Origin of the sequence: Proteus penneri, assembly GCF_003144535.1 — a bacterium.
Classification (GTDB): domain Bacteria; phylum Pseudomonadota; class Gammaproteobacteria; order Enterobacterales; family Enterobacteriaceae; genus Proteus; species Proteus penneri.
Map to the genome: position 1 here is coordinate 584,904 of NZ_PHFJ01000001.1, position 14,570 is coordinate 599,473.

Here is a 14,570-nt window from a genome sequence, read left to right on the forward strand (position 1 = left end):
ATGTAAGAATAAATTATTAATTATTGACAGCTAATTTCTTTTTTAATAATTGAGTTATTTTTTATTTCATTTTTTATGTCATAACGGAAGATACATTGTTTTTCTTCTGTGTCCCCCCATTTTACTTGTACCCATCCAGTTTCTTTTATTCCCGAGAGGAAAATTCTATTATGATCATAGACAAAATCAGTAGAACTGAGATTATTATTGTTATCAAATACCATTACATTTGCAGCAAACGGAATAGGTGTATTTGAGGTAAACAAAACATTATAGCCCATATTTATAGGGAAATTGACTTTTGATACTGCACCTAATGTAGGAACGATAATTTTACTTTGAGTTTTAGTACTACTAAACTCGGGTAACGAATGTATATTTAATCCAATAATATTTTTACGATATGGAGTGATGTTTGATAATATTAAATTACCATTGTTGTCAGTAGTGGTTTGTGACGAGTTATTAGTTTTAATTCCGGCTATGCCATTAGTATTTACAATAGCAAAAGTGTTGCCTAAATTAGGTGCTAAGGTTATTCCACTTTGATGTATAACTATCGCGCCATTAACTCCTAATCTTAAAAAGGTGTTATTAGGTGAGTTAGTTGTATTAATAGAATAAGATTGGTATTTTCCTCTATATTGAGCATTTACTGAGGTATGATGGTTAACATTTGGGTTGCTAAAATCCCGTTGGTAATTAATAGAGTATCCTAAACGATGATGTTCTAGTAAACTCCCACCTATAGTTGTACTATTTACATAACTTTTATTATTTGAGTGATAATTAAATTGATTGTTTATCCAATGATAAGAATGAGATTTACTTATTAATGGGATATTAAAATTTAAAGAAAAATGATTGTCATTATAACGCCCTTTATTTTCATATTGATATTTTATACTATAATTTACTTTTTTTATAGAAGATGATAGAGAAGTATTTATCATAAAATTATTTTTTCTTTTTGTGAAAGAACTTTGATGGTAACCAAGGGAAAATGTACCAAAATATTTAATGGGTTGAAAAAGAGAAATTGAATATCTGTTTTTTATTTTATCTTTTTGACTTTTTTTATTGCTATTATCATCATCTTTTACTGATTGGTAATGGCTAGAGGATATATTTAAAGAAGTACCAGTATTGCTCCAGCGTTTATGATAGCGTAATTGATATTTTAATAGGTTATTATAGTTAAAATAACTAATGTCGCTCGCTAATCCCCCCCAAGGACCTAAATCCAATGATAATCCTGAAAAGAAGGTATTGTGATTAAGCATTTTTCTGATTGCACCATAAGCTGTTATTTTTTGATTAATGCCATAAGAGAATTCACTCAGTAAAAAAATAGGCTTTTCATTTGAATTATTATGCTGATTGTATCTATCATAAGAATATCCAGAAATAAAATTATATTGATAACGACCTTTTTTTAATTGATTTGGCATTGTAGTAAAGTAATGCGTACTTTTTCTTATACGCCCATCAGCCTCTTTTATTTCTAATACTAATTCATTGCTACCTATAACAGGTAAATCATTTAAAACAAAAGGACCTGGAGGAACAATAGTTTCATAAATTGTTTTTCCTTGCTGTTTCACTTTAATTTCAGCATGAGATTCTGCTATTTCTTCTATGATAGGGCTGTTCATATAAAGGTCATTGCCAGAGAGCAAATTACTTGATATGAGTTGGAATCCAATCAATTTATCTGTCGATAACATTCTACTTGTTGGCCGAAACTCACCCATATTCAGAGTTGCCAACATCGTATTTAATTGGCGATAAGCATATAGTGAGTATAATTTGAACTGCTGTTGTTTATCAGTGTAATGATAATAACTTTGACTGCGTACCCGCCAAGCACCTAAATTAACACCTGAATTAAAATTGATTTTGTGATCTGTTTTATTTTGGTTGTTATATTTACCAAAATAGGAATATGAGCTAAATAAAGCAGGGACACCATCATCCCACAAAACTTGATCTGATATTCTATTTTTTTTACTTCCTAATGCTTTTTGTGGAATAGTTAAATATAATGATTGTGTTGAAAAGTTATATTTAAAATCAATATTATAATCGCTTAATAAGAAATCAGAATTTAAATCTAAAGGAATTTTATAAAAAGATGGTTCGATATTTAAACGAATTAAATTATCAACATTAATCCTTGGTGTTAATATTTTATCTTTATTTTCATAATATAAAAGAATAGTTTCTTTTTTCTGGTTGTTGATATAGAAATTCGTTGAGTAATAGCCCTCAGGATGCTCATTAATTAATAAGCTATCGATGATTTTATTGTCAATGTTGGATAACACTTTTTTGTATAAAGGGTGAATATTACTGTGAGCAACAGAAAAAAAAGGGTATACATTTAATACTAATAGTAAAGATGTTTTTAGTTTAAAGTTTATCTTACTCATAAGTAAGTTCCTTTGGTGTACCAGTAATGGTCTCGCCATACTTATTTGTTTTTTTCCAATACACTTTTTTATCTTTTATATTTTTAGTTATATTTTTATTTTTTATTTTATAATATTTAAATGGCGATATGGTTATTATTTTATCCAATATATTAATATTGTTTATGGTTGTTTCTTTTATTGTAATAAAGTAGGGAGTAGGGTTGTTTATTCTAATAGAATCATCATCATTAATAAAAAATTCAATATCTTTGTTATTATCTTTATTTATAATATTTTTCGGTGTGTAGAAAAGATTATATATTGAATTTAAAGAGATAAGAAGAATGTTTTTATCAATCATTTCATTATCTATAACTGGAACTAATTTTATATTTACTCTATACACAGACTCTTGATTAATTTCTTTTATATCACCCATTTTTATGATTTTTAATGTGAATTTTTCATTTGGTGCTAATTTTATTAAACTAGGGGAGATGATAAATGGTGTCTCAGCACTATTTTCTTTTTTATAGTGTGATACCCAGCTATGAACAATATATGTATTTTGTTCATTTTTGTTTTTTATATCAAATAGAATTTCTTTATCTTGTTCTTTATAAAAAAATTCATCCTGACTTATTTGAATAGAAGCATAAGATGAGAATGTAAGAAAAAATGATATTATATATATGATATGTTTTTTTAGCATAAGGTTTTAATCAACTTTCAGATAAAATAATTAATTACATTAATCTAAGAATAAAAAGCCGGCATTCCGGCTTTTTATTTAGTTAAAGTTCAAAGAGAAATAATGCTTATTACAAGTCGCCATTATCTATGACTTCTTCAATTTCTTCAGCGATATTATCATTGATGTAAGCATCAAAAGTTAAACTAGAGGTGAACAAACCGGCTTTAATTTCCCCGTCATCTGGTGCCTTATAATTTGCTTTTAATATAAATTCAGCATCACCACCAATAATATCCTTTTTTAAAGTAAGATTATCGTCTTGATTTAATAAAATTTGACGATTATCTTCATCAAACAACTGAATGGAGACATTGGTTTTATCTTCCCCTTGATGGGTATTTTTTAATATAGGATCGTCTTGTCGTTGAAGTTTAATAGAGATTTCTTTAGATCCATTAGGAACATCGCAACTAGAAAAATTTATCTTAAATTCTTTTGTCTCAGAGTGCTCAATTTCATCAGCGTAAATATTATTTAATACAACTGGCTCTATATTATCTAGGGTGCAAGTTGGAGCCTTTTTAATTACATTACCTCGGATAGATATCTCATTATTAGCATGAATAAGATAACTATCTTCTGCAATAGCTTGATTTGACAAAGAAAGAGTAGACAGAATTAACAGTGAAAATAATGATTTTTTCATTTTAAAGTCCATTTAAATATTAAAATTAGTTACAAGTTTGCTCATAATTAAGAGCGAGATAATAATATTTATTTACGTAAAATTTGGCAAGTTATATGTAATTATAATTAATATTGTTTTATTAAATAATTAGCAAAGAATACTTTCTATGATAGGTGACTTAGATTTAAATTTCGAAGTATAGGTAAGGCGTGAAGGATTTATCTGTTGAGGGTTTTTTTAAAAAAAAGTAGAGGTGTTTTTTTTATAATTGTATTTATAAATAAATAGCACCTTGATCAAAAATACTAATAAATATAGCTTTATTTTATCATTATTTCTTTATTAATAATTAAGCGAATTTATTTTTCTTCTTAATTATGTGACGGTTGTGCATATTTTTCGCCGATAACAGCACCTTCGATTAAAATAAATTGTACATTATTAATATCAATAAATAATAAAAACAGTGTTAGGAAAGGAACAAACAGATCAGAAGGTTGTTCTTTATAAAAACTGCCATGGTTGGTTAATCGTTCAAATATGCTATTCAAATTTATTGATTATATACATTTATGTAATAAGAAAATTCATCAACCCTTTATGTGCAAATTGGCTGTTGTGATATCATAACTACAATATTATTTGGTTAAATAAACCTCAAAAAGGATAGCAAAAGGTGGCATTATCATCTGCGGTGCTCTACAAAGAAATAGAGCAACTTTCGTTGCGGGATCAGCAACGATTAAAAAAACGTCTACGTGGCGTCGCTAAAATTAATAATGAAGAGTCTAAACAAGCGGTATTAAGTGCAATTAAAGACAATATTACCACAGCACAACAGATGATAATTCACCGTCGTGCTAATTGTCCTGAAATTACTTATCCAGAAAATCTTCCTGTTAGTCAAAAGAAAGGCGCTATCTATAATGCAATAAGAGATAACCAAGTCGTTATTATTGCAGGGGAAACAGGCTCAGGTAAAACAACACAAATCCCTAAAATTTGTCTTGAGTTAGGACGAGGGATCAAGGGTTTTATTGGACATACTCAGCCTCGTCGTTTAGCTGCACGTTCAGTGGCTGAACGTATCGCTCATGAATTAAAAAGCACGCTAGGAGGAGCTGTCGGTTATAAGGTTCGTTTTAGTGATCATGTCGGTGATAATACCCTCGTTAAGCTTATGACAGATGGTATTTTATTAGCTGAATTGCAACAAGATAAACTATTACTACAATATGACACTATCATTATTGATGAAGCCCATGAGCGTAGTTTAAATATTGACTTTATTCTTGGCTATTTAAAACAGCTATTACCTAAACGTCCTGATTTAAAAGTCATTATTACGTCAGCAACCATTGACCCTGAGCGCTTTTCTAAACACTTTAGTCAAGCTCCAATTATTGAAGTTTCTGGTAGAACTTATCCTGTTGAAGTGAGATATCGCCCAATTGGTGGCGATGAACTGGATAGCGATAAGGATATGACAGATGGGATTATTGATGCTATTGATGAATTAAGCAGAGAAAGTGCGGGTGATATTCTTATTTTTATGAGCGGTGAGCGAGAAATTCGCGATACTGCTGATGCTCTGAATAAACTACAACTTCGTCATACTGAAATATTGCCTTTATTCGCTCGTTTATCTAATAGTGAACAAAATCGAATTTTTCATCCTCATAGTGGTAGGCGTATTATTTTAGCAACTAATGTTGCTGAAACTTCATTAACTGTACCGGGTATTAAATACGTTATTGATACCGGTTTTGCACGTATTAGTCGCTATAGTTATCGTACTAAAGTACAACGACTGCCAATAGAGCCTATTTCACAAGCGTCAGCAAACCAAAGAAAAGGGCGTTGTGGACGTGTTTCTGATGGTATTTGTATTCGCCTTTATTCAGAAGATGATTTTATTTCTCGTTCTGAATTTACTGATCCTGAAATATTAAGAACCAACCTTGCATCTGTTATTTTGCAAATGACGTCGATAGGGTTAGGAGATATTAGTGCTTTTCCATTTGTACAGCCACCTGATAAACGTAATATTCAAGATGGTGTTCGTTTATTAGAAGAGCTAGGTGCATTACAAGAGGGAACAGATAATAAAGGTGCTTATCGTTTAACCCCTATGGGAAAACAACTTGCACAACTTCCTATTGATCCTCGTTTAGCAAGAATGGTACTTGAAGCGCGTAAATATGGTGCTGTTAAAGAATTGATGGTCATTACTTCCGCACTTTCAATTCAAGATCCTCGTGAAAGACCGATGGATAAACAACAAGCTTCTGATGAGAAACATCGGCGATTCCAGAATAAAGATTCTGATTTCTTGTCTTTTTTAAACATGTGGGATTATTTAAAAACTCAACAAAAAGAATTGAGTCATTCTCAGTTTAGAAAACTGTGTCGCCAAGAGTTTTTAAATTTTATGCGTGTTCGAGAGTGGCAAGACGTTTATACGCAATTACGACAAGTTGTGAAAGAATTAGGTTTTCCTGTCAATAGTGAGCCAGCTGATTTTAGAAGTGTTCATGTTGCACTCCTAAGCGGTTTATTGTCGCATATTGGACAAAAAGATGCGGATAAACAGGAGTTCACGGGTGCAAGAAATGCGCGTTTTTCGATTTATCCAGGTTCAGGTCTATTCAAAAAACCACCTAAATGGACAATGGTGGCGGAACTCGTCGAAACATCTCGTTTATGGGGGAGAATTGCAGCTCGGATTGAACCTGAGTGGATTGAACCTATTGCTGAACATTTGGTGAAACATCAGTATAGCGAACCTCATTGGTCAAAAGCGCAAGGCGCTGTAATGGCAAATGAAAAAGTGACCTTGTATGGTTTACCAATTGTTGCTTCTCGACCTATCAATTACAGCCAAATTGATCCGCTCTTATGTCGTGAGCTCTTTATCCGACATGCGTTAGTGGAGGGAGATTGGCAGACTCGTCATGCATTTTTCCGTGACAATTTAAAATTACGAACAGAAGTTGAAGAATTAGAGCATAAATCTCGTCGTCGAGATATTCTTGTTGATGATGAAACAATGTTTACTTTCTACGATCAACGAATACCTCAGGATGTTGTTTCGTCTCGACATTTTGATAAATGGTGGAAAGAGGCTCAAAGAGCATCACCTGATCTGCTTAACTTTGAAAAAAGTATGCTTATTAAAGATGATGCTAAACGTGTTAGCGCATTAGATTATCCAAATTATTGGCATCAAGATAATCTAAAATTACGTTTAACCTATCAATTTGAGCCGGGTACTGCGGCTGATGGTGTCACTGTTCATATACCATTACCTATTTTAAATCAGGTAAAAGACGAAGGCTTTGATTGGCAAATTCCAGGTATTCGTCATGAATTGATTGTGGCCTTGATTAAGTCATTACCAAAACCTATCCGTCGTAATTTTGTACCAGCACCTAACTATGCTTCTGCTTTTTTAGAACGAGTACCCCAAGTTGAAGGTAATTTACTCGATAGACTTGAAAAAGAATTACGTCGTATGACGGGAGTGTCGGTTGATAGAGAGAGTTGGCAACTTGACCAAGTTGCTGATCACTTAAAAATGACATTCCGTGTTGTTGGTGATAAAAATAAAACGCTGGCAGAAAGTAAAGATCTCAATAAATTAAAAGAGAATTTAAAGGAAAAAGTGCAAGAAACATTATCAGCAGTAGCTGATGATGGTATTGAACAACATGATTTACATATTTGGAGTTTTGGTGATTTACCTCAGCGTTATGAGCAGAAACGAGGTGGTTATTCAGTGAAGGCTTATCCTGCACTGGTTGATGAAAAAAACAGTGTAAGCATTAAGCTTTTTGAAACAGAATCTGAACAACAATTTTCGATGTGGGAAGGGGTAAGGCGATTACTATTATTAAATATTCCATCACCGATAAAATATCTACATGAGAAATTACCGAATAAAGCAAAACTTGGTCTTTACTTTAACCCTTATGGCAAAGTATTAGAGCTAATTGATGATTGTATTGCTTGTGGCGTTGATAAATTAATGGCGTCTTATGGTGGTTTAATTTGGCAAGAAGGTGAATATCAAAAACTGCAAGAATATGTCAGATCTGAATTAAATGATGCGGTGGTTGAAATAGCAAAACAAGTTGAAGCGATTTTAACTCAAGTGTTTGCTATCAATAAACGTTTAAAAGGGCGGGTGGATATTAGCGTTGCTTTTGCATTATCTGATATTAAAGCTCAACTTGGTCAATTAGTTTTTCCTGGTTTTGTTACCTCGCATGGATGGAAACGTCTGGCGGATATTCCTCGTTATTTGAGTGCAATTGAAAAACGAATGGAAAAATTGGCCATTGATCCTAACCGTGATCGCGCTCAAATGAGTCGAGTTGAAAATGTTATTCAACAATGGCAACAGTGGTTAGGTAAGTTATCAGAGAAACAAAAACAGCAAGAAGAAGTGCAAAATATTCGTTGGATGATAGAGGAACTTAGAGTAAGTCTGTTTGCTCAGCAGATAGGTACACCATATCCAATATCAGATAAACGTATATTGCAGGCAATGGAACAAATGAGTTTTAACTAATTTAATAGTGAGATGTTTTTAGGCCCACGGGAACTTATACTTCCTGTGGGTTTTTTATTATCTAGCTTATTAATAATTACCTACTAATTAGTTACAACATACTATATATTCCATACTTTTTAAGTACCTAACCAACTGTATTAAAAATAACAGCTTAGCAGAAAAAATTTGATTTAGGTGGGATCTTGGGAAGTAAAGAATGATAAGAGTAGGAGAGGTACTGTTTCTCTAGTACCTCTCAGATTGTTTTTAGTAAATAATTAAGTAACCTAATGCCGGAATTGCGCCAAATAAGACAAGAGCTAACAGGATCTTTTCACTCAATAATAGCGGATTTTTGTCTTTATATTGTTTTCGTGTGTATAGAAATATCAGAATACCTGGTGCATACAAAACGACAGAGAGCAATAAATTAATAACACCTGATGCATAAAGTAGCCATAAACCATATAAACTTGCAGGTATAGCTATTAATAATAAAGCACGACTGCTGCGTGCGATTGCGACTTTAAATAAAAATGCACCGACAAGAAAGTAAGGGACAAGGATCATCTCTGATGCAATAGTCAGTAATGTATTGTAGTTACTTCCTGTCAACCAAATTAAAACTAAAGAGAATTGGACAGCACAATTGGTAAACCATAATGAAGATGAAGGAGCATCATTTTTATTCTGTTTTCCTAATTGTTTAGGGAATGAGTGATGCAAAGCAGCAATATACGGCACTTCTGCCGCCATGATAGTCCAGCTTAAATAAGCACCACATACAGAGAGAATAAGACCTGCTGCGATAATTATCTCGCCTATGCTACCAATAAGCTGAACCAGTAACGGCGCCATTGATGGGTTTTTCATCGTTGCTAATTCTGCTTGGCTAACTAAACCTTGCGATAATAAAGTGACAAGAATATAGATAATTAATGCGATAACAACGGCAAGTACTGTTGCTAAGCCAACATCACGACGATTTTTGGCTCTTGCGGAGACTACGACTGCACCTTCAATACCAATAAATACCCACAGTGTAATCAGCATGGTATTTTTGACTTGGTCCCAAACGGGGACACCCATATTTACACCTTTAAAATCAAGAGTAAATATATCCATATTGAAAGCCAATAGAGCAACAATAATAAATAATCCTAAAGGAAGGAGTTTTGCCATTGTCGCCATTAAATTAATGCTGGCTGCAGTTTGAACACCACGTAAAACAAGAAAATGGACAACCCAAAGTAAAATTGATTCTCCAATTAATGCCTGCCATGTATTCCCATCACCAAAAATAACGTTCTCTGGTGTATCTGTAAAAAAACTAAAGGCAGCAAAGACAATAACAAGATAAGAAACATTAGCGACAACTGCACAGACCCAATAACCCCATGCAGAACAAAAACCAATAAACTCACCAAATCCTTCTTTAGCGTAAGTGAAAATACCACCATCAAGATCGGGTCTAAGGCGAGAGAGAAGCAATAAAGACGTGGCAAGAAAGAGGATCCCAACACCCGTTATTACCCAGCCAATAATCAATGCAGCAGGGCTAGCAACTTCAGCCATATTTTGAGGCAAACTGAATACACCTGCACCAACCATTGAGCTTAATACTAACGCGGTGAGTGATATTAAGCCAAGTTTCTTATTCAAGGATAATTACCTACGTGATTAAAATTGTAAATAAATAGCGTGTTTTCTTGTTTTTCGGTCAATAAATAGAATAAATATGAATATCTCAAATTTAAATAAAGATAAAAACACTAAAAAACAGCGAGATTTTACGGAGAGTTAACTTGGTTGTCTATGCATTAAATCATAAAAATTATGCACTTTTACAAAATGTAGTTTGTTTGATTATATTTTGAGTAAAAAAAACCTTGCATAAGCAAGGTTTTTTTAATTAGGGCATTTTATTACTTAAATAGGTCAGCAGTAATAGTGACTGTACCACCATCACTTTGCCATTCATTTGTAATATGGTAATACTTGGCACCTTTTGCGGCAGCACGTTTAGCAACCTGATAAGAAATTTCTGGTGAGTTTACAAAGTATCCGCTAAAGGTAATGGTATCAAAAGGATCCATTAACGCAGCGGCAGCTTTATTGACTTCTTGGATTTCAGTGCCATCAGGTAATGTTACAGTGTAACGACCACTTGCACCCGAAGTTTGTGTCTCAGCAAATGTACCTACGCTTCTATCAAAATCAGTGTTTGATGCAAGACCTGGCTTCTCAACTTTATTGGCAGCAGCTCCGCCTTCTGCAATAAGAGCGCGACCAGCATCAGAATCATAGGGAACAACCGCTTCTGGTGCTTGAATAGCGCGTTTAGGTGCATCTTTTTTGTAGATATAAGCGGTAACTTCTTGGTTGCCACCATCATTTGTCGATACATTACGTACAATAAAGAATGATGCAGCACCTTTTTTAGCAGCCGCTTTTGCAATTGCATCGTTAATATCAGGTGTTGTTGGGAAATAACCACGGATAGAAACAGTATCAAAGGGTTGTAACAGAATTGCTTCAGGTTTTGGTAATTCAGTTACGCCATGAAAAACACGATAGCTTTCTTCTTCTGCTTTTGGTGCATCTTTATGGTATAGATCAGCAGTAACACTCATGTTGCCACTATCACTGATATCATCTAGACCTTGAATATAGAAACCATCAGCACCGACTTTATCCGCACGACGAGAGACCGCGTCAGCGGCTTCATAAATAGCGTTAAAACGACCGATAACTGTAATTCTCTCAAATGGTTTTAGTTCTGCAGCTTGTTCGGGTGTTAATTCCTGAGCAGCCTGCGCAACAGTGATATTAGTTAAAGACAACATCGCTGCTGCGATGACTGAGGTTTTCAGCTTCATACAAAATCCTTCCGCCTTGCGCAATTAATATTGGTCATGTGCTGAACGTAGTGGTTTATCACATAGAGATTAATTATTACATGTAATAATAGCATTTGTCGCATTATTTTATTTAGTGAATCACCAAAGAGTCAAATGACCAGTATATGTTACCAGATATTTACCTGAATATAGTGAATAATTCATAAATATGCCTTTTCGACTAAAATGATCCAATTAAGTTCAATTTTAGCTTTACACAGATATAGATTATTGGTTTTATTTTCAGTAGGTTATTAGAGCTCCGATTAATGGCATGCATATTATTATTTTTAACATTTTTTTTGCATGAATGTGAAGTTAATGGAGAAATTTTAACAGATCTCTATGGATAAGAAGGGAAAATTATGCGAATTGGTATACCCAAAGAGCGACTTTCTAATGAAACAAGGGTTGCGGCAACACCTGCCACAGTAACTCAACTCATAAAATTAGGATTTACAGTCGCAATTGAAAATGGTGCTGGTATTGCTTCAAGTTTTGAAAATAACGCTTATCAGGAAGCTGGCGCTGAGATCCTCGACCTTCAAAATGTTTGGCAATCAGACATTATTTTAAAGGTAAATGCACCACTGGATAATGAAATTGAGTTACTACAAGATGGCGCGACATTGGTGAGCTTTATTTGGCCAGCTCAAAATGCGACATTGCTTGAAAAGTTGGCTAAAAAGAATATTAACGTTATGGCAATGGATAGTGTGCCACGTATTTCTCGTGCACAATCTCTCGATGCGTTAAGTTCTATGGCAAACATTGCAGGTTACCGTGCTGTTGTAGAAGCTGCACATGAATTCGGAAGATTCTTTACCGGACAAATTACTGCTGCTGGTAAAGTACCACCAGCTAAAGTGATGGTCATTGGTGCGGGTGTTGCTGGTCTTGCTGCTATCGGTGCCGCAGGTAGTCTTGGTGCTATTGTTCGTGCTTTTGATACTCGCCCTGAAGTTAAAGAGCAAGTTCAAAGTATGGGTGCTGAATTCCTTGAACTTGATTTTAAAGAAGAAGCGGGCAGTGGTGATGGTTATGCTAAAGTAATGTCAAAAGCATTTATTGATGCTGAAATGGCATTATTTGCAGAACAAGCAAAAGATGTTGATATCATCATTACAACCGCATTAATTCCAGGAAAACCCGCCCCTCGTTTAATTACGAAAGAGATGGTTGATTCAATGAAGCCGGGAAGTGTTGTCGTTGACCTTGCAGCTCAAAATGGTGGTAACTGTGAATATACCGTTCCTAATAAAATCTTTACGACAGAACACGGCGTAAAAATCATTGGTTACACTGACTTAGCCGCTCGTTTGCCTGCACAGTCATCTCAACTCTATGGTACTAACTTAGTTAACCTATTGAAATTATTGTGTAAAGAAAAAGACGGCAATATCAATATTGACTTTGATGATGTTGTTATTAGAGGAGTGACTGTTATTCGTGCTGGTGAAGTAACATGGCCAGCGCCACCTATTCAAGTTTCTGCACAACCGAAAGCTACTCCTGCTACAAAACCACAAGAGAAACCCGTTGCTAAACCTGTTTCACCTTGGAAAAAATACAGTTTATTAGCGGTAGCCTTCTTATTATTTGCATGGCTTGCAAATGTTGCACCGAAAGAGTTTTTATCTCACTTTACTGTATTCGCACTTTCTTGTGTTGTAGGGTATTACGTTGTTTGGAATGTAAGTCATTCATTGCATACGCCATTAATGTCAGTGACAAACGCAATCTCAGGCATTATCGTTGTTGGAGCTTTGCTCCAAATTGGTAGTGGTGGCTGGGTTAGCCTATTTTCGTTTATTGCAATATTGATTGCGAGTATTAATATTTTTGGTGGATTTACTGTTACTCAACGTATGTTGAAAATGTTCCGTAAAGGATAAGGGAGACAATTATGTCCAGCGGCGTTGTTACAGCGGCATATATTGTCGCCGCGATATTATTTATTTTCAGCCTTGCCGGCTTATCAAAACATGAAACCTCTAAACAAGGTAACTATTTTGGTATCGCAGGGATGGCAATTGCATTGTTCGCAACCATTTTCGGTCCTTATGCTGGTAATGTGGGTTGGATCATTATTGCAATGGTAATCGGTGCCGTTATTGGTATTCGTTTAGCTAAAAAAGTCGAAATGACTCAAATGCCAGAATTGGTCGCAATCTTACATAGCTTTGTAGGTTTAGCGGCGGTTTTAGTGGGTTTTAACAGTTATCTTGACCACAATACGGCAATGGATCCTGTCATGGTGAATATTCACCTAACAGAAGTTTTTTTAGGGATCTTCATTGGTGCGGTTACATTTACTGGTTCAATTGTCGCTTATGGTAAATTAAGCGGGAAAATGTCATCTAAACCGATGATGTTACCTAATCGTCATAAATTAAACCTTGCAGCTTTGGTTGTTTCTTTTTTATTGATGATTTGGTTTGTTAAAACTGACAGTGTTGGCTTACAAGTTTTCTTAATCATCATAATGACTGTGATTGCCTTGGCTTTTGGTTGGCATTTAGTTGCATCGATTGGTGGTGCAGATATGCCAGTGGTTGTCTCGATGCTGAACTCTTATTCAGGATGGGCAGCAGCGGCAGCAGGCTTTATGTTGAGCAATGACTTGTTAATTGTAACAGGTGCATTAGTGGGTTCTTCAGGTGCTATCCTTTCTTATATTATGTGTAAGGCGATGAATCGTTCTTTTATTAGCGTAATAGCAGGTGGATTTGGTACTGATGGCTCAGCTTCAACAGAAGACGGTGAAATGGGTGAGTATCGCGAAACAACCGCTGAAGAAGTGGCTGATATGCTGAAAAATTCAACCTCAGTTATTATTACCCCAGGTTATGGAATGGCGGTTGCTCAAGCACAATATCCTGTGCATGATATTACGGAGAAATTACGTCAACGTGGTGTGAAAGTGCGTTTTGGTATTCACCCAGTAGCAGGGCGTTTACCAGGTCATATGAATGTGTTGTTAGCAGAAGCTAAAGTGCCTTATGATGTTGTATTAGAAATGGATGAAATCAATGATGATTTCTCCGACACTGATACGGTTTTGGTGATTGGCGCTAATGATACAGTAAACCCAGCAGCACAAGATGATCCAAATAGCCCAATTGCAGGTATGCCAGTATTAGAAGTGTGGAAAGCGCAGAATGTTATTGTGTTTAAACGCTCAATGAATACAGGTTATGCAGGTGTTCAAAATCCACTATTCTTTAAAGAGAATACACAAATGTTGTTTGGCGATGCTAAAGCCAGCGTGGATGCAATTTTAAAAGCGCTGTAGCTGTAATAGATACAGATAGCGAAT

9 protein-coding genes are annotated in these 14,570 nt (G+C 34.7%); 3 read left to right on the forward strand and 6 right to left on the reverse strand.

Features of this window, described 5'->3' with window-relative positions; genetic code table 11:
* Positions 1-20: 20 nt before the first annotated feature.
* The 4 genes from CUB63_RS02905 to CUB63_RS02920 form a co-directional block, all read right to left on the reverse strand.
* Positions 21-2,432, reverse strand: a complete 2,412-nt coding sequence (locus tag CUB63_RS02905) for a fimbria/pilus outer membrane usher protein (RefSeq protein WP_109847406.1) — start codon at positions 2,430-2,432, stop codon at positions 21-23.
* The gene (locus CUB63_RS02910; RefSeq protein WP_109847407.1) at positions 2,425-3,126 is read right to left on the reverse strand and encodes a fimbrial biogenesis chaperone; all 702 of its coding nucleotides are present in this window, start codon (positions 3,124-3,126) and stop codon (positions 2,425-2,427) included. Before CUB63_RS02910 ends, CUB63_RS02905 begins: the two co-directional genes overlap by 8 nt.
* Before the next feature lie 109 nt (positions 3,127-3,235).
* Complete coding sequence (locus CUB63_RS02915) at positions 3,236-3,814, reverse strand: fimbrial protein (protein WP_157955968.1); 579 nt, start codon at positions 3,812-3,814, stop codon at positions 3,236-3,238.
* Between the two features lie 353 nt (positions 3,815-4,167).
* Entirely contained in the window at positions 4,168-4,347 is a 180-nt protein-coding gene (locus tag CUB63_RS02920; RefSeq protein WP_109847408.1) for an NADPH-dependent FMN reductase family protein, read from the reverse strand.
* 125 nt (positions 4,348-4,472) lie between these two features.
* Between CUB63_RS02920 and hrpA the strand changes: the two genes are divergently transcribed.
* On the forward strand, positions 4,473-8,369 hold the full coding sequence (gene hrpA / locus CUB63_RS02925) for an ATP-dependent RNA helicase HrpA (RefSeq protein ID WP_109847409.1): 3,897 nt from the start codon (positions 4,473-4,475) through the stop codon (positions 8,367-8,369).
* A 249-nt stretch (positions 8,370-8,618) separates the two neighbouring features.
* Here hrpA and CUB63_RS02930 read toward each other — a convergent pair whose 3' ends face one another.
* Positions 8,619-10,013 (reverse strand): basic amino acid/polyamine antiporter, encoded by a 1,395-nt coding sequence (locus CUB63_RS02930; RefSeq protein ID WP_109847410.1) that lies wholly within the window; start codon positions 10,011-10,013, stop codon positions 8,619-8,621.
* Between the two features lie 263 nt (positions 10,014-10,276).
* Positions 10,277-11,230: a DUF1471 family protein YdgH gene (ydgH, locus tag CUB63_RS02935; protein WP_006536660.1), complete on the reverse strand. Its 954-nt coding sequence runs from the start codon at positions 11,228-11,230 to the stop codon at positions 10,277-10,279.
* A gap of 386 nt (positions 11,231-11,616) precedes the next feature.
* On the opposite strand from ydgH, the gene pntA reads away from it, so the two are divergent.
* A complete protein-coding gene (gene pntA, locus CUB63_RS02940) occupies positions 11,617-13,146 on the forward strand; it encodes a Re/Si-specific NAD(P)(+) transhydrogenase subunit alpha (RefSeq protein ID WP_006536661.1) in 1,530 nt (509 codons plus the stop codon).
* A gap of 11 nt (positions 13,147-13,157) precedes the next feature.
* The gene (pntB, locus tag CUB63_RS02945; RefSeq protein ID WP_006536662.1) at positions 13,158-14,546 is read left to right on the forward strand and encodes a Re/Si-specific NAD(P)(+) transhydrogenase subunit beta; all 1,389 of its coding nucleotides are present in this window, start codon (positions 13,158-13,160) and stop codon (positions 14,544-14,546) included.
* The last annotated feature ends 24 nt before the right edge of the window (positions 14,547-14,570 follow it).

Bases quoted from the DNA above. Each gene is read 5' to 3' on its own strand.
- CUB63_RS02915 (WP_157955968.1), bottom strand. From the start codon at position 3,814: ATGAAAAAATCATTATTTTCACTGTTAATTCTGTCTACTCTTTCTTTG.
- pntA (WP_006536661.1), top strand. From the start codon at position 11,617: ATGCGAATTGGTATACCCAAAGAGCGACTTTCTAATGAAACAAGGGTT.
- pntB (WP_006536662.1), top strand. From the start codon at position 13,158: ATGTCCAGCGGCGTTGTTACAGCGGCATATATTGTCGCCGCGATATTA.
- ydgH (WP_006536660.1), bottom strand. From the start codon at position 11,230: ATGAAGCTGAAAACCTCAGTCATCGCAGCAGCGATGTTGTCTTTAACT.
- CUB63_RS02905 (WP_109847406.1), bottom strand. From the start codon at position 2,432: ATGAGTAAGATAAACTTTAAACTAAAAACATCTTTACTATTAGTATTA.
- CUB63_RS02910 (WP_109847407.1), bottom strand. From the start codon at position 3,126: ATGCTAAAAAAACATATCATATATATAATATCATTTTTTCTTACATTC.